A 22,266-nucleotide genomic window follows, 5' to 3' on the forward strand; every position below is an offset into this window, starting at 1 on the left:
TTGCCGTCGCTGGCTGCTTTCAGGTAGTCGCCCGCCAGCACGCCCAAACCACCTGCGTATATTTTAAGGCCGGAGCAAAGGCCGTACTCCATGCTAAAGTAGGCGGTCAGCGGCAGCGGCGCCGCAGGCGCCTGTAAATAATCCACTAGCTTTGCCTGCACACTTTTCAGCATATTCATAAAATGGCTGTCGTTCAGCAGCCGTTGTATAGCATCCAGTCCCATTGTGCTGATGATAGCCAGCGGGTTATGCCTGCCCGACTCCCATGCCTGGTCATTTATATACGCAAACAGGGCTATGGCGTCTGCATTCCAGCTCCACCACAGATTGGAGGCAATATGCTGCAGCGCCTGCAATGCCGACGGCAGCGCAGGCAGCACCTGCAGGTTTCTCCACACGGGGGTTTGCACCAGCCGTTCCTCATGTATAACCAGCGGCGCTGCCTGCGGCTTTTCACGGAACAGCTTTTCCCGCTGCTGGCTTTTTTGCAGGGCAAGGTCATAGGCTGTATAGTACCGTTGAATGAGATGGCTCCACTGGAATTGCAGGCTTATTGACTGTGCGTTTTTCCGGGCAGCTGCAATAGCAGCTGCCGGCTGCATTGCATAATTTTTAACGATGTATACGATGGCTGTGGCTGTGGCCTGCTCATTATTATCTTTACGGTCCACTATGTATAATCCCTGGCCGTTATAAGCCGGCAAACTGCTGACGGTGGCGCCAAAACCGGTAATACTGGTGGTTATGGCAGGTATATGAAATGCCAGGCTTTCCAGCGGCGTATACCCCCAGGGTTCATAGCAGGAAGGAAACACGGCCAGGTCAAAACCGATAACTATATCATAGTAAGCCGCATTAAAAACGCCATCGGTACCATCCAGGTAAACAGGCGCGAAAATTATTTTAACGCCGCTGCCGGGTGCATTATCCAGCTGCCGCTGCCGGATGCGGTTCATCACGGGATCAGCATCCCCACCCTGTAGATTATGTGTTGGTATTTCGCCCGTGCGGGGGTGAGAGAGGTCGGGCAGCAACAGGCTATCCTGCAATATCTTCCGGGGGCCGGTATGGGCTGCCGGTATAAAAAGAAAAGCAACAATGATTTTGCCCGGTACCGGATCTTTGTTCAGCAGCGCCATACTGTCGATAAACACATCTATCCCTTTATTATGAAATTCATAGCGTCCGCTGTTTATTACCAGCAGGCTATCTTCCGGCAAGGGTTGCTGTAACAGGGCTGTAGCTACAGCCAGCAGCTTTTGGCGTGCCGCAGCGCGCTTATTTTCAAACAGGGTATTGTCCGGCACAAAAGCGGCGTTAAAGCCGTTAGGGGTAACTACATCCGGGGGTTTGCCCAGCAGGTGTTCACATTCCTGTGCAGTAAGGTCGCTTACGCAGGTAAAACAGTCTGCTATCCCGGCGGCTGTTTTTTCCAGTGAGTGTTTGGCGATGATGTTGTAGTCACGCGCTGCCTGCTCGGGGTTAATATCAGTAAGGTGGTTATAAAAAAGCTGCCCGCTGCCGGCCAGCGCCCTGCCTAATACAGTAGCATGCGTGGTAAACACGGTGGCTATCTGCGGAATATTATCTTCAACGTACAGTATACCGGCGCCGGTCATCCACTCATGAAACTGCGCAATAATTTTGTCTGTTGCGTTCAGGTGACAATGGTAAAACTGTGCAATGGCAATGCCGGCTGCGTAGCCAAACAGGGCCGGCTCTATATAATCCCACTGCCCGTTCAGCGAGTCAAGCCGGAACTTTATCCACAGATCCGTAAAAATGCCGTTCTTCTGCTGGTAAAGCGGCGTAAAATCTATCAGTACGGCAAGAGGCTGTCCGGGAATATTCCAGCGACCGGTTCTTACGCGCAGCCCCGCCTGCTGCATGTGTGCTTTCCAGGTAGGAAAAAGCGCTATATCTTCTGTAAACTCAGGATGGGCGCCGGTACCGGTATGCAGGTCGGGACCTATCATGATCAACCGTTCGCCCCATTCCTGCTGCAGGAGCGGCGCCTTGGTCTGTAACACGGTATGTATGCCGCCCACCTTGTTGCAAACCTCCCAGCTAACTTCGAAAACGTAGTCAGGCCTGTACTGTGTGTCTTTCATATGGTTGTTTTATAATGAAAGCAAAGCTGCCCCGGTGGGTTGTGTTTTATAGGTGTCAATAATATTTTTCATGCGTATCAGCTCTGCCACGCTCCAGGCCTGTGCTACAGCGCCGCCGTCTTTATGTGGGTACTCGCCGTCAAAAACTTCAGGAATGGTGTACAGGCAACCTTCCTGCAACACAGGTTCCATACCGGCATACAGGGTTTCAAGCATGCTTAGGGCAGCCTGCTTATATACTTTCAGGCAGCCATCTGCAAAATGCCCGAGCAGCCAGGGCCAAACAGTTCCCTGGTGGTAAGATCTGTCGCGCGTAAGTTGGTTGCTCCCGTAATGACCGCAATAATGCGAGCTGGCGGGAGATAGTGTACGAAGGCCCCTGGATGTCATCAGCTCGCTCACTATTTTATCCATTACACCGTGCTGCATTGCTGCATTTAATGGCGAGTAGGGAAGCGAAACAGCAAGCAATTGGTTGGGGCGTACTGACCAGTCCTTTTTACCTGCGTGCACACAATCGGCCAGGTATTGTTTACCGGCATCCCAAAAGCAGTTCACAAAAGCAGCCGCTATTTGTTTAGGATAAGCGGCCCACTCTCTTTCAAACGAGGGGTCTGCTGCAGCATGTGCCAGCTCCAGGCAAAAACAAATACCGTTACACCAGAGCGCATTCAGCTCAACTGCTTTGCCATGCCGCGGTGTAACCGGTATTCCGTCTACTATTGCATCCATCCAGGTAAGGGCCATGCCATCTGCGCCTGCTTCCAGCAGACCATCTGCATCCATTTGAATACCATAATGAGTACCGCTCCGGTAATGCTCAAGTATATGTTGAAAAGCTTGTTTGTATTTTGCCCACATAGCAGCCGCCGCTCCATAGCCCTGGTAAACATATTGCTGTATTGCCCACAACAGCCATAAAGATGCATCGGCTGTGTTGCGTGCCGCGTGGCCGCCATAGCCGTAATTAGCCAGCAGTCCGTCTTTAAGCCCCCTGAGCAGTTCGTCTACTATCATGATAAAACTGCCGGCGTTACCGGTAAGCAGTGTTAAACCAGGCAAAGCTATACAACTGTCCCTGCCCCAGCATTCAAACCAGTAATAACCTGCTTTAATGTAAGCAGTGCCGGGGTTATGAATAATAAACTGCCCGGCGGCTTTGCGCAGATGGTCTTCCATTGATTTCGGCTGCTCTTTTTCGGCTGCCAGCTCGCTAAACAGGGCATCAAAAGTATCAGTACATAATGGTTCCAGCCCCGCCGCAAAAACAACAGATTGCCCGGGAAGCAGCGTTAGCTCAAAATACCCGGGCGTGTACAGGTCTTCATGAAAATCATAGCCCCTGCGCTGTTCTTCAGGGTACTCAAAGTAATAGTACCAGTCGGGTGTATGCCTGTAATGCGCAGGGGCCGTCAGCTGCAGGTAAAGCGGCACATAATCTTTATACAGCTTTATTTCAACGCCGTTTGCCAGCCGGTTAAAGTGGTGATCAGTTTGCGCGTTATAGGCCGTAAGCGTATGAAAATTCCTGCAGGCCAGCATAGGCATCAGGAAAAGGGTAATAGCGGCAGGGGCAGTAAGCAACGTATACCGTATCAGCACAGTGGAACGGCCATGTATAAACAACAGCTCCTTTTGCAACAGGGTATTGGCCATGCTGTATGTCCAGCACGGGAAAGGGCTGGCTGAAAAATTGCGGATGTAACGGTACCCTTCGGGATAATACACACCGGTATAGCGATGGGTAGCCAACCGCCAGGCGGTGCCTTCGCTCATCACTTTTTCATCCAGCGAAGAAAGCAGCACATGTGATTCGTTTTGCAGGTGGGGCAATGTTGCTACCAGTATGCCGTGATATTTACGGGTATTGCAGCCGCAAAGGGTGGAGGCGCTGTAAGCACCGGAGCCGGACACTTCCAGGTATTCATGCGCTGTAGCAGCCTCCACGCTGCTGCTGATACTTTCGCCAGCTGGCGACGCAAAAAGGTTTGCTGCAGGCATGGGGGGGTTATTTAGAAGAGATGATTAATTCGTCATTCACATCTACTACGCCGGGTGTGGCCCATACGGCGCGTTCCACGGCCCTTCGTTCTCCCCATGAGCGTACCTTACCCTTTAATATTATTTTTCCGCCGCTCAACTCTATATCAATTTTTTCCGCCTCAATATCCGCGCTTCTTTCCAGCGCTTTTTTAATAACATCCTTTACCAGGATGGGGGTTAACACTGGCTTTACCTTTATAAAATTGCTTACACCCCTAACTCCCACCAGGTGATGCACTGCATTGGTGGCGGACTCTTTCTGAAACTGCCATTCCACCTCCCCTTCCAGGGTGATCCAGGCATTTTCCACTTTCAGCTGAATGCGGTCTTCCGGCACAAAGCTATTCCATTTAAGGGCGTTCAAGGCAGCTTCCGTAATTTCCTTATCCGCTTTCATATGCTTGTTACATATCCGGATATTAATATCCATGATCACGGCTTTCACCTCTTTTATTCTTTTAGCGGCCTTTTCTGCCGCCAGCTTTTCACCGTAGTTCCTCACCGCCCCCATCAGGGTTACTACACCATTACGGACGACTACGCCAATATCTGAAGCATGTATGGAAGGCTCCCACAGCAATTCATCCATGACATCGCGCTGTATTTCTATATCTGATTTCATATCGAAGATTTTTGGCTTGAAGAATGCGTATTAATTCTCCGCCAAATGTATGTTGTGCGCAGCGCTGTGGCAATGACGGGCATTATGGCCGGATATGACAGACGTCAATAACCGGGGTCTGGAGCTGAATATCGGGTCATCTCTTACGGATAAGTGATAACAATCACCTGCTCATTTGAGCCCTATCATTCTTTTCAACAGGTACGGCTGATAATTTAGCAGTAATTCAATAACTCAAAAAAAAGGAGGTAATTATGTCAACTCAAGCAGTAACCAAACAAAATGCCTTGTTCCCGTCACTATTCGACGACTTTTTCAAAACCTGGAGAGATTGGCCCCTGGATTTCAACGGCGGCCGCTCCTTTCCCGCGGTAACTGTACCTGCGGTAAACGTAAGTGAGGATAAAGATAAGTACAAGATATCCATGGCAGCCCCAGGTATGAAAAAAGAAGATTTTAAAATAGACCTCGATGGGAATGTGCTAACCATTAGTGCGGAAACAGAAGAAACAAAAGACGAAAAAAATGAAAAATTCAGCCGCCAGGAATACAACTACACCAGCTTTTCCCGCAGCTTTAACCTGCCGGAAACTATTAAAAAAGATAAAATAGAAGCACGCTACCAGGATGGTGTATTGAAGCTGCAGCTCCCCAAAAAGGAAGAGGCCAAGCAGGATAAGGCCAGCGTACATATTGCCGTGCAATAACCGGCAACCACGTAAAGTTCCTGCCTGAACATACCTCAGGCAGGAGCTTCCTCCACCACCTCATTTTATGGAAACGACACCATATGTAACAGACTTACATTAAACCATACAGGATGAAAAAGATTAAACTCGCAACCGTATTGGGCGTACGGGTATACCTGCACTGGACGTTTACTTTACTGATAGCCTGGATACTGATAGTGCAGGCAGTGAACCGGGCTGGTATGGCACAAACTACATGGGCCCTGCTGGGCTTAGCTGCTATATTTACCTGCGTGGTGCTGCATGAGCTGGGGCACGCCCTGGTTGCTGCGCATTACCATATAAAAACAAGAGACATCACGCTGTACCCCATAGGCGGCTTGGCTACCATGGAAAAGCTGCCTGAAAAACCTTTGGAGGAAATGGCAATCAGCTTTGCCGGTCCGCTGGTGAACTTATTAATAGCAGCGCTGCTGCTACCTTTTATTCCCGATTATGGACCGTTCTGGAAAGCGGCAGCTATTATTGACAGCATTCGGCCGGGCAACTTCCTTCTATTTTTGCATACGGTTAACATAGTGCTGGCGCTGTTTAATCTCATCCCTGCCTTTCCGCTGGATGGAGGCAGGATGCTGCGCGGCTTCCTGGGCTTGTTCCTGCATAACGGGCGCCCTACTGCCATAGCCATAATGACGGGCCGCATTATTGCCATTGTATTTATTATAACCGGCCTGCTTTCATTTAACCTTATGCTGCCCCTTATCGGCACCCTGATCATACTGGCAGACGCCGCAGAGGAGCAGCTGGCATATCTCCGCACTGCTGTAAAAGGCCTAAGGCTAAAAGAACTTATTATAAGGGATTATGCCAATATACCGCATGATCTTACTATCCGGGAAGCGGCAGAAGAATTTTTGCCAAGCCATCACCCATACTTCGCAATAACAAAACATGAAGAGCTGACCGGCATAATAGACCGCAATATGCTATTGCATGCGCTGGCACAGGGATGGTATGACAAACCGGTAGTTGCATTAATAAGCGCTCCCCAGGAAACGCTGGATGAAAACAGCCTGGCCAATGAGGTAGTTGAACAGCTGCTCCGGCACCGGACAGCTGCTTTACCGGTAATGTGTGGTAGCAGGCTGGCCGGTATTCTAAGCTTTGACGGCATGATAGAATACCTGCTTATACATGACACCAACGCAAAAAGACAAAATCAACGTGGTGCAGCAGCGCGTATGCTGCAGCAGTTTTAATCAATAAAAAACACAAAATCATGAAAAAGATCATTGCAGCCATTGATGCCCGCCATTTCACAGAAGGCGAGCTGGAAAGCTTCTATTATATTGCCCGTGAAATAAGCGGCGCAGTTACTGTTGTGCTGCTGGAAAATGTTGCAGCGCTGGGCACTTCTCTTGCCAATGTGTATACAGACGCTTATACGCTTGACTACAATAAAATAGCGATGGAAGCAAGGAAACATTACGAAACAGAGCGAAAGGAAAGCGTGGAAAAATTTAACCGGATATGCATAAATAACAACCTTGATTTCAGATTACATGAAACCACCGGCGACCCGGTAGAAGAAATTATAAAGGAAAGCCGGTTCGCAGATCTGCTGCTGGTTAGCAATACAACCTCCTTTGCTGTACTGAGGGACAGTAACCCACCGGAATTTGTAAAAGATGTGCTGGCACGCGCACAATGTCCCGTGATGGTACTACCGGAGAAAATGCATCCTATTAAGGAGCTGGTATTCGCGTACAACGGCTCTTTTTCCTCCGTTTACGCCATCCGTCAGCTAACGCAGCTTTTCAACAGCTTTTCAGATGCATTTGTGAATGTGGTATATGTTGCGGAAAATGACAACCAGGATATTCCGTATGAGAAGCTGTTGCGTGAATACCTGGAGCTACATTATGAAGACGTACGGTTTACGGTGTTAAACGGCAACCCGGCCGCAGAGCTGCTGGCGCTGCTGCTGCACCGGCAAAACTGCCTGGTCACTTACGGCGCTTACGGCAGAAGCAAGCTCTCCCGCTTTTTCCACCGCAGCGATGCCGAAAGCATTTTGCGCACCGTGAATGTTCCCGTGTTTATCACTCATCCTTAGATTTTAAAACTCCGGGTTATGGGCATCTATTATAGTTATCCTGAATTGCAGCGGAAGTTTTGTGAAGGATTTGGGTTTTTACCCTTTAGCAACCTGGAACAGTCCGGCAGCTCTATTTATAAACGTTACAGTCCGGCGCCCGATCTCAAAAAAACGATAGATTGCGTGGACCAGGACTATGCGCTTGAAAGTTTGCATCCACAAATGCTGCTGTTAATGCTGCAGCAGCGTAATATACCCTTGGCAGAAGCGCTGCTGCAGCACCTTGAGCAGGCCAACCGGTTGTTTGGAAGCCAGTGCAGCGGAAAGCATTTGCTGTTTTATGGCCACATCCTGGAGGTCATAAGAACCTATAGAGATATTTTATACGTTTTTCAACGCGATGTGCTGCGGAACATTGAGCTGCAACTCGAATGCCCCGGCGGCCGGCCTGCAGACATAAACGCAAATAGTGTTCATCATATACAGGTTATTGTTACTGAGCTTATAAATAGTACAGTTATTATACATGAATTTCTGAATAATTCCATCTCGGGCAACAGTGGTGAAAAACCGGCGCTTACCGGTATAACGGAAGACATATTAGACACACTTACCCGGAAATTAAAACAGTTTACGCTACTGATGGAAAAAATGGTGTATATACTAAAACAGTGGGAGCAGCAAATCCTGCAAATGTACCGTAAGCAAACAATGAACTAACAACACTGTCAGTGATCACAATCACCCTGGCGGCTGCCAGCAGTCATTTCACGAAGCAAAGCGCTGCAGTAGCTTTACAAAAAGCAATGTTATGAAAAAAGTACTTCTTGCCTTTGATAACGGGCATTTTTCAACAGGTGCATTTGAATTTGCATGCTGGCTTAATGAGCAGGCCCCCATCTTACTAACAGGTGTCTTTTTACCGCATCTCGACTTTACCAGTACGTTGAGCTACGCGCAGGGTGGCGCCGGCACTTTTTTACCCGTAATAGAGGACTACAATGCGGAAGTGGTAGCGCAGCAGGCGCAGGCCTTCGAAACTGCCTGTACGCGCCATCATATTGAGTTCCGCATTCATAAAGACCGTTATGATTTTGCCATCCCGGAGCTGAAGAAAGAAACCCGCTTTGCCGACCTGCTGGTCCTGGGCAGTGAAAAATTTTACAGCAACCTGGAGTTAAGCATACCCAACGAGTACCTGCGGATGGCGCTGCACGACGCGGAGTGCCCGGTTGTGCTGGTCCCGGAAGCGTTCCGGATCCCTGAATGCAATGTATTATGCTACGATGGAAGTGAAGATGCTGTTTTAGCCATTAAAAACTTCAGCAGCCTTTTCCCGCAATTATGCAGCAATGAAACGGTCCTCGTGTATGCTACAGACAAAAAGCAGCCGGAGATACCGGATATAGACTACATAAAGGAGCTGGCTGCGCGTCATTTCCCCAACCTTACCCTGCAGGTGCTGGATGTGGCTCCTAAAAAATATTTTGATACCTGGCTGGATGACGTTAAAAACCCGATATTGATCAGCGGCTCCTACGGCCGTTCCGGCCTTTCCCAAACCTTCCGGCAAAGTTTTATAACGGAGGTAATTGCTGAACACCGCATCCCGGTTTTCATCGCGCATCACTAGCAGCTTAATATATCGCCCTGATATTTTTACCCTGATACTATTTAATCTGTTCTTTTATGAAATGCTTTTTTCATGATACAATAAAGATCCCGGTGGGCAAGGCAACGCTTGAAGCAGTGCTCACACTGCCCGAAGGCGCTACGTCCATCGTGATCTTTAGTTTGGCCAGCAGCCGGAGCCGGTATAGCCGGCGTTATCAAAAAGTAGCGCAGCAGCTGCAGCAGCGTGGTTTTGGCACCTTACTGGCAGACCTGCTGACCGATGAGGAAGACGCTGCCTATTATTATACCCGCACTAATATTGAGCTGCTCACCCGGCGCCTTACCGGCATTACCGAATGGCTGGAATGCTATGGACCTGCCACCCATCTGAGCCTGGGCTACTTTGCCGCGGGCACCGGCGCTGCCGCGGCATTAAAAGCAGCTTATTACCTGCCGCACATACAAGCAGTAGTATGCCAGGGAGGCCGGCCTGATATGGCGGAAGACCTGCTGCCGTATATAGCAACGCCTGTGCTGCTGATTGCCGGAACATTGGATGCCGATATGCTGGGACACAGCCGGCTGGCCTTTGAAAAGCTGCAATGCCGTAAAAAGCTGCTGGAAATAAAGGGCGCCGGACAGCTGTTTGTTGAAAACAATGCAATGACGCTTATTATGGAAAGCGCCGCTAACTGGTTCCATCATTACCTGAAGGTGCCTGACCATCAGGCATCCTGATTATTTGCAGCGTACATCTCCCTCATATGAACTGGCATGCACTAAGCATAAAAGAAACTTTGGAAATGCTGGGCACCAGCCGGCAGGGATTAAGTGCTGCCGCAGCTGCTGAAAAGCTGCAGGAAGCCGGGCTTAATGAGATACAGGAAGGCAAAAAGCGCAGCATAGCTGCAATGCTGCTTTCACAGTTCAAAGATGTAATGATCCTCATTTTGCTGGCGGCCGCCCTTATTTCGGGTTTTATCGGCGACCTTACAGACACCATTGTTATTCTCGTTATTGTGGTGTTAAATGCAATCGTAGGCTTTATACAGGAATACCGTGCAGAAAAAGCCATACAAGCCCTGAAAAAAATGGCGGTTACCCAGGCCCGGGTTTTAAGGGATGGTAACAGTACCTGGCTGCCGGCCACCGACCTGGTACCTGGCGACATTGTACTGCTGGAGGCCGGCAATGCGGTGCCGGCTGATATGCGCCTCATTAAATCAGTTAACCTGAGAGTTGAGGAAGCAGCCTTAACCGGCGAGTCACACCCGGTTGAAAAATATGTGCATGCCTTACCCGCGGAGGACCTTTCGCCCGGCGACAAAAACAACATGGTCTTCAAAGGTACCTTTGTTGCCTACGGCCGGGGCGCCGGCATAGTAGTAGCCACGGGTATGCAAACCGCGCTGGGGCACATTGCCACCCTGCTGCAGGAGAAAGAGGTGCTTACCCCTTTACAGCGCCGCATGCTTGCCTTTGGTAAAAAACTTTCTCTGCTTGTATTGTTTCTCTGCGTGCTGTTTTTCGCAGCAGGTTACCTCCGCGGCGAAAACATGGTACAGCTGCTGCTTACCAGCATTTCACTGGCAGTAGCCGCCATCCCGGAAGCATTGCCTGCTGTTATTACTATTTCCCTGGCCACTGCAGCCAAAAGAATGATACGGCTTAACACCCTGATCCGGAAACTACCAGCAGTAGAAACACTGGGTGCGGTTACCTTCATTTGTACCGATAAAACAGGCACCCTTACCAAAAACAAGATGCATGTAGAGCAGGTTTTTGTAAATACACAAACCTATGAACGCAGCGAGCTGGCCATGCTGCAGCTGCATACAGAAGGGCAGCAGCTGCTGCAGGCATTTGCATTGAATAACGACGCCATAGAGAATAAGGAGAAGGAAATAAAAGGCGATGGTACAGAAGTGGCCCTGATGGAAGCCTCCAGGGAACAGGGTATTCGGGCCAACGGCAGTTCCCGGCTGGCGGAAATAGCGTTTGACGCCAACCGTAAGCTAATGACCACCTTTCATGAAAGCGGCGACCGGTTCATTGCTTACACAAAGGGCGCCCCGGATATATTGCTGCAATGTTGCACACAGGTTGATGCGCCGGCGGTTTTAAAGCAGGTAGATAAAATGGCTGCCAGGGGCTTGCGGGTACTGGGGTTTGCCTGCCGCTACTGGAATACCCTGCCGGAAGACCCGTCTGCCGAACAATATGAAAACGGGCTGCATTTCCTGGGGTTGGCCGGTATTATTGATCCGCCCCGGGAAGAGGTGGCCGATGCCGTGGCGCAATGCAAAACTGCCGGCATTATACCGGTTATTATCACCGGCGACCATCCTGTTACGGCAAAAACCATTGCCAAACGTATTGGCATACTTTCAAGCCCCCATGACCTGGTGGTAACCGGGCAGGAACTGACAGCCATGGACATGGATATATTTGCCGCCAGGGTGGAAAAAATAAAGGTGTATGCCCGCGTATCGCCCGAACAAAAGCTATTGATCATTAAAGCGCTGCAGCAGAAAGGACATTATGTAGCTATGACAGGCGATGGCGTGAACGACGCCCCTGCCCTTAAACGCGCCAATATAGGCATTGCCATGGGCATAACCGGTACAGATGTTACAAAGGAAGCGGCCGACATGATACTGCTGGACGACAATTTCTCCACTATTGTAAAAGCAGTAAAGGAGGGCAGAAGGGTCTATGATAACATTCTCAAATTCGTTAAATACCTGATGACCACCAACTCGGGCGAACTGTGGACCTTGTTGCTCGGCCCATTCCTCGGCCTGCCGGTAGCACTGCTGCCCATTCATATTTTATGGATAAACCTGGTGTCGGACGGTTTACCGGCCATTTCCCTGTCGTTTGAAAAAGCAGAGAAAGATATTATGAAAAGGCCGCCGCGGCAGCCGCAGGAAAGTATTTTCAGCAACGGCCGGGGAGCGCACATGCTATGGGTTGGCCTGCTGATGGCCACCATTGCATTAAGCGCACAGGGCTGGGCTATTTTTGCAGGCCTGCACTGGCAAACCATTGTGTTTAATGTTGTATGCCTTAGCCAAATGGGACATGTGCTGGCCATCCGTTCCGAAAAGCAGTCACTGTTCCGTATGGGCCTGCTCTCAAACAAACCTCTCCTGGGCGCTGTACTGATTGCGTTTACATTGCAGGTAGCGGTTACCTATACGCCTCTCCTGCAGCCGGTATTTCACACCACTACCCTTTCGGTCAAAGAATTTATTATAACAGGTATTGCATCAACCCTTGTATTTATAGCTGTGGAAATTGAAAAAGCCATTAAGGGAAACAGAAAGCTGCAAACCACCCCTCGAACTAATTGACAGGTATCACCATCCTCGCTAACCGTCATCATTCTCCAGTGTAAATTTTACCGATAGCTTTGGGCAGGATCATCTTTTAAACCTGTATGTATGCGTGGTAACATTTTCTCCCCCGAATCTATTTTATCCAATACAATAGCCTTGCTATTGCTGGTATTGGCTGCAAAAAGGCCGCAGATTGCCCGGGCCATGCTAAGTCTTATATTCATAGGCGCGGCCTGCTATAATGCCATTGTAGCTATTTATTATCCCGAACGGTACTTGGTATATGCCGACCTTACCGCTTCTCCGCTATACGAAACCTTTATACGGGGCGCATTCAGCCGCCATATCACATTGTATATTTTAGTTATTGCATTACTGCAGCTGGTTACCGGCACTTTAATAGGATGGAAAGGCATATGGATGAAGCTCGCCTTAGCCGGCGCCTTTACTTTCCTTATTGCCATTGCGCCGCTTGGTGCAGGATCGGCCTTTCCCTGCTCGATAATGCTCGCAGCTGCCTGCCTTATACTCATCTTCGATGCAGGACATGATTCATTGCCTGAAGTACTACGCAGGAAATATCCGAAAACGCGTCACATTTAAGGAGCTATTATTCTCCCGTCCACCATCCGGATAATCCGGTCTGAATTCCGGGCAAAATCATCATCGTGCGTTACTACAATAACAGTATTACCCTGCCGAACCATCTGCTCAAATATACCAAGTATCACCGCTGTATTGGCGGAGTCCAGGTTGCCGGTTGGCTCATCTGCCAGTATAATATCCGGTGTATTAATCAGCGCACGGGCAATAGCAACTCTTTGCTGCTGGCCGCCTGACAGTTTGCCCGCTGTTTTGGTGGCCCAGGCTTCCATTTCCATTTGCTGCAGCTTTTCCATTGCATGCTGTTCGATTGTTACCCGGTCATAAACGCCCAGCTTAATGGCGGGCAACATCACATTTTGCAGTACCGTAAACTCCGGCAACAGGTAATGGAACTGGAATACAAAACCGATGTGCCAGTTACGGAAGCTGGCAAGCTCCTTTTCATCCAGGCCAGTCACATTGGTGCCATTAATAACAATAGAGCCTTCATAATCTGTATCCAGCGTAGAAAGCAGGTACAGCAAAGTTGATTTACCACAGCCGGACTTACCCATAATGGAAATGAATTCGCCTTTTTGTACTGTGAGGGATACGTTATCCAGCACATGAAACTCCTGCGGCTGATGAAAATATTTGTTGAGCTTAACAGCTTCGAGCATGGGTATTTGCATGGCTACAGGATTATGATGCACGGAGAATAGCTACCGGGTCTATTTTGGAGGCCTTCATTGCCGGCAGCATACCGGCCATAAAAGTAGTGAGCACGCCAAAGCACATTCCAAAAATATAATACTGGCTTTCAAAAAGCACCGGGAAATATTTAATGCTTACATACCCGTCATCCGGAAAAGGTACGCGTGATAATGCATAGGATAGCAGGTAGCCTAACAACAGGCCCAAAAGGCCGCCGGCTATGCCGATAATCAGCGACTGTGACAGGAATATCTGCATAATATCACCGCCGGAGAAGCCCTGCGCTTTCAGTATAGCAATGTCTTTTAATTTATTGGTAATTACCATGTTCATGATGTTATAAATACCAAAGCCGGCCACCACCAGCAGGGTAAAGCTTACTACATACGTAAGCGTATCCCGTATAATGTTACCGGCCTTAATGGCAGCATTCACCGTTTCCCAATCATCCGCTGTATAGCCATACCTTTTTGCAAATACCGGCGCCATTCTCGCCGCGTCTTTCAAATCCCTGAGCTTAACGCGTATGTCGGTTATGTAATCAGGGTGCTTACCTAACAGCTGCTGCATGCTGGCAAGGCTTACATAAGCCCTGTACTCGTCCATCGTGGCAATGCCAAATTTAAAAAGGCCTACCAGGCGGCAGCGCAGCTGCGTACCGGATTGTGCCGTTAGTGTAACCAAATCGCCGGTGTTCAGGTTAAGGTCTGCAGCCAGCTTGTAGCCCATTATAATTCCGTTGTTAATGCCCATCAGATCTTCCGGCTTGCCGGTTAGCATTTTCTCCTTAAGGTCAAACATGCGATCTTCTGCTGTTATATCTACCCCGTCTACATTGGCAGCCCATTGCACCGGCCCGTAATTGAATATTACCAGGGCAGAAAGTAGTGGAGATACAGATACCACCTCCTCAAACCTGTGCAGGTCATTTACAATACCCGATGCATTCTTCAGGTTCAGGTTTACCTGTTTGGGCCGCGGATGCCTTACTACCACCCACGGGTTGTGCTGATCGGCAAAGTATTGCTGTGCCAGTGAAGATGAGTAGTCCGTTTTGAGCTTGTTATAAATATGAATGTCGGGGGTAGTAGCCATGGTAAGGTCCTGGAGGAACTGGTTTACCCCTTTCATGAAGCTAATCATGAGCACAAACATGGCAATACCAAAGGTAACTCCCAACATGGCTATGATGGTTTGCTTTTTACGGGATAAAAGGTGCACCCTGGCTATATCAAGATTAAGTGACAAAGGCATGAGCTATTATTTATTGGTGTTCAGCAGCACCGGCGTGCTTTCATTTATCCCGGCTAGTACTTCCACGTAATCCAGCGTTTGAATGCCGGTCTGAATCCTTACTTTCCGCTTCCCGCCGTTTACGGGTATGTAAACGCTATCCCTGGCCACCAGGGCACCACGGGGCAATACCAGCGCGTTGCTTTTCTTTTGTATAATAATATTGGCTTCTACAGAACTGTGAATGAAAGGGCCGGGCAATGCTTCCTGGAAACGGGCATCTACCCGGAATGTTTGGTCGGCTTCATTCATTACCGGGTAAACACGGGTAACCGTGGCATGATACAGCTTGCTGCCGCTCACATCTGCCTGTACCAGCACCTGCTGACGGGGCTCAATACGGCTAATATCCTGCTGATCTACAGACAGGCGCAGCAGTCTGCCGCCTTGTGTGCCCAACAAGGCAACCACCTCGTTATTCCGCACTGCTTCGCCCGTTTCTTTAAAGGTCTGATATACTACACCATTTGAAGGGCTGCGGATGAAATAATCCTGCAGGTCATGGCTGGCAGCCGTTAGCGCGCTTTGTGCGTTGCTATGGGAAAGCTGCACATCGTTCAACGCAGCACGATATTTTTGTTCAGCTATTTTTTGCTGCATAAGGGAAACCTGGTAGTTGCTATAAGCATTATCCAGGTTGCTTCTGGAGCCTATTTGCTGGTCCCATAAGCGTTTCCAGCGGAAGTAGGTAACTGAATCGTTACGCAGCCTTATGCTGGCACTTTGCAACGCAAGCTGCAGGTCGTTCAGTAAAGGCGAGGCAGGAGAAAGATTGGCACCGCTGATGTTGTATTGTTGCCGGGCCGCTTCCAGCCGGGCCTGCGCCGCATCATTGGCAACTACATACAGCACCTGCCCTTTGTGTACGGAATCGCCGTCTTTTACCAGCTTTTTCACTATCCGCCCGTTGCTGAGGGCAAACAGGCTGTATTCGTCTTCTGCAACCACTTTGCCCGAAGCATAGACCGCCTCAATGATCTCCCGTTTTTGAGGGTATATTACAGCTCTTTTCCGGCTGCAGCCGGTGCAAACAGCCGCGCACACGAATAACAGTAGAGCATAATAGTATTTGCGTATCATAACCGCCTGGATGTAAGCTAAAATTCGCTACATAACGCAGCTTTTTAAATGATGCGCATCATTACATTGTTTGATTATTATCACCACAACCTATCTGACCAAAATCACCCTTGGGTATATCAAGGGTCATTTATTTAATGCTGTAAGGCCGGTAGCTTAGCAGTAACATTATTCATCATCAAAACACACATGATATGAAAAAGAATATGGGAGTTTTTGATCGCATTATACGTGCTATAGCAGCTGTTTTTATGGGTTACCTGGCTTATTACAATATTGTAACCGGTTCCTGGGGTGTGGTACTTACCATCCTGAGTATTGCATTCTTTATTACCGCGCTCGTTGGCGTTTGCCCGTTGTATTCCTTGCTGCATATAAGAACATTAGTACGTAAGTAAGAGATAAGGCACTACATTGTTTAACCATTAAACATAATGTTATGCTGCTGCAAATAAGTGACAACAAAACCATTTCCATGGTACAGCGCGATTTTTCAGGCTACTTTCCGTTCCTGAAAATCGAGTTCTTTGATGAGCCGCATAAAAAAATGGAAGGCTCAAAAGAAATACACCGGCTTCGGGAAGAGGAGCTTATTGGCCACATCCGGCAGCGCCATAATACGGGTATGCTGGAAATACACCCGCTGCACACGCCTTATTACATCGAAAAACAGCTGAAGAACCGTTACGGCTTGTATGTACAGGTATACAGGATAGGCCCCGACGGCTGGATACAAACTGCCGGCAGCGACCTGGTGACTCTTGGAGAACAAAACGAAATAGCACGGCAGGAGGTTGAAAGCAGGCACCTGGAAACGGAGGTGGACTTTACTGACAATGAATACTAACTGGTAAACCGAACAATTATGAATGTACAACATAGCCCCCAGGCAGGCGTCGCGGCAAGAACACAAAAAATACAGTTCAGCACACGGCTCGACTGGCTCGAAAAGACTACCGGCATTCTTACCGCCAACGATGTAAAAGACGCGCTGCATATAGCTACGCCGCAGACTTTCGGCGGCCCGGGCCGGGATTGGAGCCCCGAGCATCTGCTCATAAGCGCAGTGTCTGGCTGCTTTATGACCACTTACCTTTATTTTGCGGCCCGCCAACAGCTGGAAGTTACACACCTGACCTGTTTGGCCACCGGCCAGGTTGAGCTGGAGAATGGCAAATATATTTTTACAGGTATTGACCTTTACCCTAAAATATATGTGCATAACGAAGGACTGATAGAGCAGGCGCAGCTTCTGCTGCAAAAAACAAAGGCACACTGCCTGGTTTCAAATTCCCTGCGTACCCCGGTCACCTATCACAGCGAAGTATCAAAAGATCCACACCCCGGGTCCTGACAGGTTACTACACATTAAAAAGCGCTATACGCCTTCTACAGACATGGTTGTATAGCGCTTTTCTTTTACTCAATCATCTCATGGCGCAATCACCAGCTCGTCTTTCACGTCCAGCACGCCGGGAGTAGCCCATGCCGCACGCTCTACCTCACTTCTCTCACCCCAGGAGCGCACCTTGCCTTTCAATGTTATATTTCCTCCATCCGTCATAATGTTAATGCCGGCAGCTTCAATATAAGCGCTGCGTTCCAACGCTTTTTTTATAGCATCCTTGACCACGACGGCGGATATATTAGGCCGTACCTTTATGAGATTACTGATACCGCGTACGCCAATAAGGTCTTTAATGGCATTGGCGGCAGACTCTTTCTGGTATTGCCATTCCAGCTCTCCCTCCAGGGTAACCCAGCCTTCTTCTATCGCCAGCTTAACCCGGTCATCCGGTACAAAGGTGTTCCATCTCAGGGCATTCAGCGCGGCCGCAGCAATATCCGAATCGGTGCGTTTGTTATCTGAGGGAAGTTTTATTTCAATATCCATTGCCACGGCTTTTACATCCCTCACCCTTTTGGCGGCATTCTCGGCCGCCAGTTTTTTACTATAGCTGTTTACATACCCGCTTAATGTAACTACCCCTTCATGGCAGGTTACGCCAATTTCGGATGCTTTCAGAACGGGATCCCAGGCCAGCTCGTCCACTACGTTGTGCTGAATTTGCAGATCTGTCTTCATGTTAGTACAGTTTAAAGTGAAAAAAAATTTAGCATATTAAAATTATACCCCGACAAGAAGTTGGGAAATGATAGTAATCATACAGTAAGCTATCCTTTATCATAGGACAGGGACTTCAGTTGCGGGAGATTTGAAGGTAAACAACGAATTATGATCAACGCCGCATTTGTACTACTTGGCTGCATATGGCTGAATAGCAGGTTGACGCAAACACGGATACCTGTGCCGGTTTTATGTTATCATCATCTTTTCACAGGTAACACGCGGCAGAACGGCGTATATTTCATCAGCAGCATACAGTTTAATGCACAAATGAAAGCGCTGGCCGACAGCGGCTATCACACTATATTACCGGATCAGCTGTATGCTTACTTTTCAAAAGGCACAGCGTTGCCTTCCAAACCCATTATGCTGACTTTTGATGATACACGTGCCAGCCATTTCAGCATTGCGGCTCCGATACTGGAACAATACGGTTTCAAGGCTGTATTTTTTGTAATGACAGTGCCAATAGGCAAACCGGGATACATGACAGGTCAGCAAATAAAAGCACTGGCCGACCACGGACATGTTATTGGCGCACATACCTGGGATCATCCATATCTTACCCGGGGGAATATAAACTGGGACAATCAGCTCAGGCGGCCAAAAAAAATATTGGAAAAGATGACGGGCAAACCAGTAGTATATTTTGCATATCCTTACGGACAGTGGAACGGGGAGGTAATCAATGAGCTGGAAGCGAGCGGTTATAAAGCGGCATTCCAGCTAAATGGCAAAACAAACAGGGAAAAACCTTTATTCGCTATCCCCCGTATGTTGGCAAATGGTAGCTGGTCCGGCGCCCGTTTGCACGCAGCGCTAAAAACGGCCTCCACAGCTTTACGCTCCTGTGATCCGCATAGGTAAAACGCACACATGACTTTGTGCCGGTGAATATTTTAATGGCGATTGTAAGTAGCGACAGCAGCAGCAGCAACAGCAGTATCAGCATGCCCGCTGCCATAAGAATTTTGCCGCCGGTTGCAATACTTTCGCCATTAGCAGTCTCCCCCAGGCTTAACAGGTGGTTTTCCTCAGCCCGTATCCTGTTCATCGTGCCGATAATGGTTTGATGAAATAATACAAGCTGTTTAACATACAGCGGCCACGCTACTACCACTAGGAAGTAAATGAAAAATACCCGTTTTGACAAAGGTCATTTCATATACTGATGGCTGTCATTGTCACTGGACAGCAACACCTGTACTTTTACTTAAAATAAAAAAACATGGAAAGAACATTGCGGTTAGCAGCCCTGATATTGTGCAGTTCGCTGGCAACGGCTGTATGGGCGCAGGAAAAAAATGTGACCGTTCAAAGCCAGGCCACACCGTTTGTTTCCCTGCAGGAAAAACAACAGCAGGCGCAGTCCGGTACTGCTGCAATGCCTGCCGCCCGTAATCCATTACCGGATTTACATTACGCAGCCCGCCAAACATTGCCCGGTGTTGTACATATACTATGCACTTATAAACCGGATATAAAGAATATCCCGCGTTCTGATCAAAAGCTGCGTAGTGAAGACCTGTGGAATACAGCTGCAGGATCGCCGGTCGGCAGCGCATCAGGTGTGCTGCTGAGCGATAATGGCTACATTGTAACCAACTATCATGTAGTAAAGGACACCCGCTCCCTCGACGCTGTTTTATACGATCACCGTATTTACCGCGCCAGCCTGGTGGGCGTGGACTCGCTGACTGATCTTGCCATACTGAAAATAGATGAAGAAGGACTGCCCTTTGTAAAACTGGGCCGCACAGACTCATTGGAAGAAGGCGACTGGGTGCTGGCCGTAGGTAACCCGTTAAACCTGCCCTTTACTGTAACAGCAGGCATCATAAGCGCCAGGAAAAGGTTCATCCGCAACCCGGACGGCAAACCCGGCATGTACCCGTATATACAAACGGATGCTGTTACCAACAATGGCAGCAGTGGCGGCGCGGTAGTGAATATGAACGGTGAGCTGATAGGGCTTAGCACCGGTATTTTCACGCGCGACGGCAGCTATAACGGCTATTCCTTTTGCCTGCCCGCAGAGGTAATTACCAGGATAGGTAACGATTTAATCCGCTACGGCGTACACCGCCCCGCCGACCTGGGCGTACAATTACAGGAAATGCCGAACGTGCAAGGAGCCTACGTAAACGGATTGGCGCAGGACGGCGCCGGTATGCTGGCCGGCATACATAAAGGAGATGTTATTACTGCAGTAGCAGGGCAGCCTGTTATAACGGTAGAAACCTTTAACAACGCCATGCTGTTGCAATATCCCGGAAAGCAGGTAATGATTACCATAATGCGGAATGGCAAAGCGCTGCAGCTGCCGGCAGTACCACTTGAAAACGGCCATACCACCGCTTTTAACCGGTAAATACTTTAAAACGGTAACGGTGAAAAAGATTATCACATCTTTAAATAATACAACTATGAAAGGCGTGATTATATATAAAGGGAAATATGGGGCTACCTTCCAGTATGCCGATTGGCTGGGTACCATGCTGGACCTGCCGGTATATACAGCGGGAGATGAGCGTACCGCTGAACTGGCGGCTGCAGATTACGTGATCATGGGTAGCAGCATTTACATTGGAAAGTTACAGCTGCGCAACTGGCTTGCCGCCCATCAATCCAAGCTGCTGAATAAAAAGCTGTTCATTTTTATAGTATGCGGTACACCATTACAGGAGCGGGACAAACTGGAAAATTTTATTCGCACGAACGTGCCGGTACAAATACAGCAGCACTGCACGTTTTACTTTCTTCCCGGCCGGCTTGAGTTCCGTAAGCTAACCTTTACAGACCGCCTACTGTTGAAAATAGGCGCCCGGATGAGCAGGAAAACAGGAGCGCCCGCCATCATAAAAGATTATGATGATGTAAAGCAGGAGCACCTGGAAAGTATTATCAAGGCAGTAAAAGAACAGTGTATTCACCCCAGGGAGGATATTAAAGCTGCATCTTATAATCAGTTTAAATAACCGAAGTATGATTGTTACCGTAACCATAAATCCGGCTATTGACAGAAGCGCTGTCCTGAACAAATTAATACCGGAGAAAAAGCTGCGTTGCAGCCACCCCATGACAGAAGCCGGCGGCGGTGGCATTAATGTAGCCAGGGCCATTAAAGTGCTGGGCGGGGATAGCCTGGCGCTTTTCCCTGCCGGCGGCACCAACGGGAAGCTGTTGATGCACCTGCTTGCTGCCATGCACATTCGCTATGAGGCCATTCCCATTGCAGCAGAAACCCGTGAAAATTTCACGGTAACAGAACTAGCTACCAATGCCCAATACCGCTTTGTAATGCCAGGCGGGCCGCTTACGAAGGAGGAGGTTGAAAAATGCCTTTCGGCAATAAGAAACTGCTACCCGATACCGCAAATAATAGTAGCCAGCGGCAGCCTGCCTCCCGGCGTGCCGGATGATTTTTACGCATGCATTGCCCGTTTGGCTAAAAAAGACGGGATAAAGCTCATTGCAGATACTTCCGGCGAACCTTTGCAGCTGGCAGCCCGGGAAGGAGTATACCTGCTCAAGGTTAATCTTACAGAGCTGTGCAGCCTGGTTAACACCACTTATCTACAGCGGGAGGAAGTTGGCGCTGCCGCAAAAACAGTGATCAGCCAGGGCGCCTGCGAGGTGCTGGTAGTATCAATGGGCCCCGGAGGGGCCATGCTGGTTACGAAAAACAGCTGCGAACATATTCCTGCGCCGGAAGTGAAAAAACAAACCACTGTTGGCGCAGGCGACAGCATGGTGGGCGGCATTACCTTTATGCTGGCACAGGGCAAACCGCTTCACGCCTGCGTAGCGTTTGGCGTAGCCTGCGGCAGTGCCGCCACCATGAATGCAGGCACGCATTTATTCACTAAGGAAGATGCCTTAAACCTATATTCCGCTGTTGATGTTGCGGCAAACGGCGCTTTCTCATCCCTCAGCTGCCCGGGGTGA

Annotated in this window: 22 protein-coding genes; 15 read left to right on the plus strand and 7 right to left on the minus strand. The window is 49.0% G+C overall.

Annotated features, from left to right (window positions below; translation table 11 throughout):
- The 3 genes from VFS25_RS25125 to VFS25_RS25135 all read right to left on the minus strand — a co-directional run.
- A partial coding sequence (locus VFS25_RS25125) for a DUF3417 domain-containing protein (protein ID WP_326464943.1) occupies window positions 1-2,111 on the minus strand: 2,111 nt, incomplete at its 3' end.
- Window positions 2,112-2,120: 9 nt separating this feature from the next.
- Window positions 2,121-4,112: an amylo-alpha-1,6-glucosidase gene (locus VFS25_RS25130; RefSeq protein ID WP_326464944.1), complete on the minus strand. Its 1,992-nt coding sequence runs from the start codon at window positions 4,110-4,112 to the stop codon at window positions 2,121-2,123.
- A 7-nt stretch (window positions 4,113-4,119) separates the two neighbouring features.
- Window positions 4,120-4,776 carry a BON domain-containing protein gene (locus tag VFS25_RS25135; RefSeq protein ID WP_326464945.1) on the minus strand — a complete coding sequence of 219 codons (657 nt, stop codon included), beginning with the start codon at window positions 4,774-4,776 and terminating at the stop codon, window positions 4,120-4,122.
- Between the two features lie 254 nt (window positions 4,777-5,030).
- Between VFS25_RS25135 and VFS25_RS25140 the strand changes: the two genes are divergently transcribed.
- From VFS25_RS25140 to VFS25_RS25175, 8 genes are all read left to right on the plus strand, one after another.
- Complete coding sequence (locus VFS25_RS25140; RefSeq protein WP_326464946.1) at window positions 5,031-5,483, plus strand: Hsp20/alpha crystallin family protein; 453 nt, start codon at window positions 5,031-5,033, stop codon at window positions 5,481-5,483.
- A 113-nt stretch (window positions 5,484-5,596) separates the two neighbouring features.
- On the plus strand, window positions 5,597-6,724 hold the full coding sequence (locus tag VFS25_RS25145; RefSeq protein ID WP_326464947.1) for a site-2 protease family protein: 1,128 nt from the start codon (window positions 5,597-5,599) through the stop codon (window positions 6,722-6,724).
- Window positions 6,725-6,744: 20 nt separating this feature from the next.
- Complete coding sequence (locus VFS25_RS25150; RefSeq protein ID WP_326464948.1) at window positions 6,745-7,581, plus strand: universal stress protein; 837 nt, start codon at window positions 6,745-6,747, stop codon at window positions 7,579-7,581.
- 18 nt (window positions 7,582-7,599) lie between these two features.
- Window positions 7,600-8,283 (plus strand): hypothetical protein, encoded by a 684-nt coding sequence (locus VFS25_RS25155; protein WP_326464949.1) that lies wholly within the window; start codon window positions 7,600-7,602, stop codon window positions 8,281-8,283.
- Between the two features lie 91 nt (window positions 8,284-8,374).
- Window positions 8,375-9,196, plus strand: a complete 822-nt coding sequence (locus VFS25_RS25160; protein WP_326464950.1) for a hypothetical protein — start codon at window positions 8,375-8,377, stop codon at window positions 9,194-9,196.
- A 56-nt stretch (window positions 9,197-9,252) separates the two neighbouring features.
- Complete coding sequence (locus tag VFS25_RS25165) at window positions 9,253-9,915, plus strand: alpha/beta hydrolase (RefSeq protein WP_326464951.1); 663 nt, start codon at window positions 9,253-9,255, stop codon at window positions 9,913-9,915.
- 26 nt (window positions 9,916-9,941) lie between these two features.
- Entirely contained in the window at window positions 9,942-12,533 is a 2,592-nt protein-coding gene (locus tag VFS25_RS25170; protein WP_326464952.1) for a cation-translocating P-type ATPase, read from the plus strand.
- A 90-nt stretch (window positions 12,534-12,623) separates the two neighbouring features.
- Window positions 12,624-13,121 carry a hypothetical protein gene (locus VFS25_RS25175; RefSeq protein WP_326464953.1) on the plus strand — a complete coding sequence of 166 codons (498 nt, stop codon included), beginning with the start codon at window positions 12,624-12,626 and terminating at the stop codon, window positions 13,119-13,121.
- On the opposite strand, the gene VFS25_RS25180 is transcribed toward VFS25_RS25175, so the two are convergent.
- The 3 genes from VFS25_RS25180 to VFS25_RS25190 are packed head-to-tail and all read right to left on the minus strand — an operon-like array spanning window position 13,118 to window position 16,190.
- A complete protein-coding gene (locus VFS25_RS25180; RefSeq protein WP_326464954.1) occupies window positions 13,118-13,795 on the minus strand; it encodes an ABC transporter ATP-binding protein in 678 nt (225 codons plus the stop codon). The two genes, VFS25_RS25175 and VFS25_RS25180, sit on opposite strands and share 4 nt — an antisense overlap.
- Before the next feature lie 10 nt (window positions 13,796-13,805).
- Window positions 13,806-15,071, minus strand: a complete 1,266-nt coding sequence (locus VFS25_RS25185; RefSeq protein ID WP_326464955.1) for an ABC transporter permease — start codon at window positions 15,069-15,071, stop codon at window positions 13,806-13,808.
- A gap of 6 nt (window positions 15,072-15,077) precedes the next feature.
- Window positions 15,078-16,190 (minus strand): efflux RND transporter periplasmic adaptor subunit, encoded by a 1,113-nt coding sequence (locus VFS25_RS25190; RefSeq protein ID WP_326464956.1) that lies wholly within the window; start codon window positions 16,188-16,190, stop codon window positions 15,078-15,080.
- Window positions 16,191-16,384: 194 nt separating this feature from the next.
- Between VFS25_RS25190 and VFS25_RS25195 the strand changes: the two genes are divergently transcribed.
- The 3 genes from VFS25_RS25195 to VFS25_RS25205 are packed head-to-tail and all read left to right on the plus strand — an operon-like array spanning window position 16,385 to window position 17,544.
- Complete coding sequence (locus tag VFS25_RS25195; protein ID WP_326464957.1) at window positions 16,385-16,588, plus strand: DUF2892 domain-containing protein; 204 nt, start codon at window positions 16,385-16,387, stop codon at window positions 16,586-16,588.
- A gap of 41 nt (window positions 16,589-16,629) precedes the next feature.
- Entirely contained in the window at window positions 16,630-17,037 is a 408-nt protein-coding gene (locus VFS25_RS25200) for a hypothetical protein (protein ID WP_326464958.1), read from the plus strand.
- An 18-nt stretch (window positions 17,038-17,055) separates the two neighbouring features.
- A complete protein-coding gene (locus VFS25_RS25205; RefSeq protein ID WP_326464959.1) occupies window positions 17,056-17,544 on the plus strand; it encodes an OsmC family protein in 489 nt (162 codons plus the stop codon).
- Window positions 17,545-17,622: 78 nt separating this feature from the next.
- Here VFS25_RS25205 and VFS25_RS25210 read toward each other — a convergent pair whose 3' ends face one another.
- Window positions 17,623-18,276, minus strand: coding sequence for a BON domain-containing protein (locus VFS25_RS25210; RefSeq protein ID WP_326464960.1), 654 nt, complete (start codon window positions 18,274-18,276; stop codon window positions 17,623-17,625).
- Between the two features lie 222 nt (window positions 18,277-18,498).
- Here VFS25_RS25210 and VFS25_RS25215 point away from each other — a divergent pair, with 222 nt between their 5' ends.
- The 4 genes from VFS25_RS25215 (at window position 18,499) to VFS25_RS25230 (ending at window position 22,266) form a co-directional block, all read left to right on the plus strand.
- Window positions 18,499-19,185, plus strand: coding sequence for a polysaccharide deacetylase family protein (locus VFS25_RS25215; RefSeq protein WP_326464961.1), 687 nt, complete (start codon window positions 18,499-18,501; stop codon window positions 19,183-19,185).
- A gap of 361 nt (window positions 19,186-19,546) precedes the next feature.
- Window positions 19,547-20,689, plus strand: coding sequence for a S1C family serine protease (locus VFS25_RS25220; RefSeq protein ID WP_326464962.1), 1,143 nt, complete (start codon window positions 19,547-19,549; stop codon window positions 20,687-20,689).
- A gap of 55 nt (window positions 20,690-20,744) precedes the next feature.
- On the plus strand, window positions 20,745-21,296 hold the full coding sequence (locus VFS25_RS25225) for a flavodoxin domain-containing protein (RefSeq protein WP_326464963.1): 552 nt from the start codon (window positions 20,745-20,747) through the stop codon (window positions 21,294-21,296).
- A gap of 7 nt (window positions 21,297-21,303) precedes the next feature.
- On the plus strand, window positions 21,304-22,266 hold the full coding sequence (locus VFS25_RS25230) for a 1-phosphofructokinase family hexose kinase (protein WP_326464964.1): 963 nt from the start codon (window positions 21,304-21,306) through the stop codon (window positions 22,264-22,266).

It is taken from the genome of Chitinophaga sp., from assembly GCF_035761305.1.
Classification (GTDB): Bacteria; Bacteroidota; Bacteroidia; order Chitinophagales; family Chitinophagaceae; genus Chitinophaga.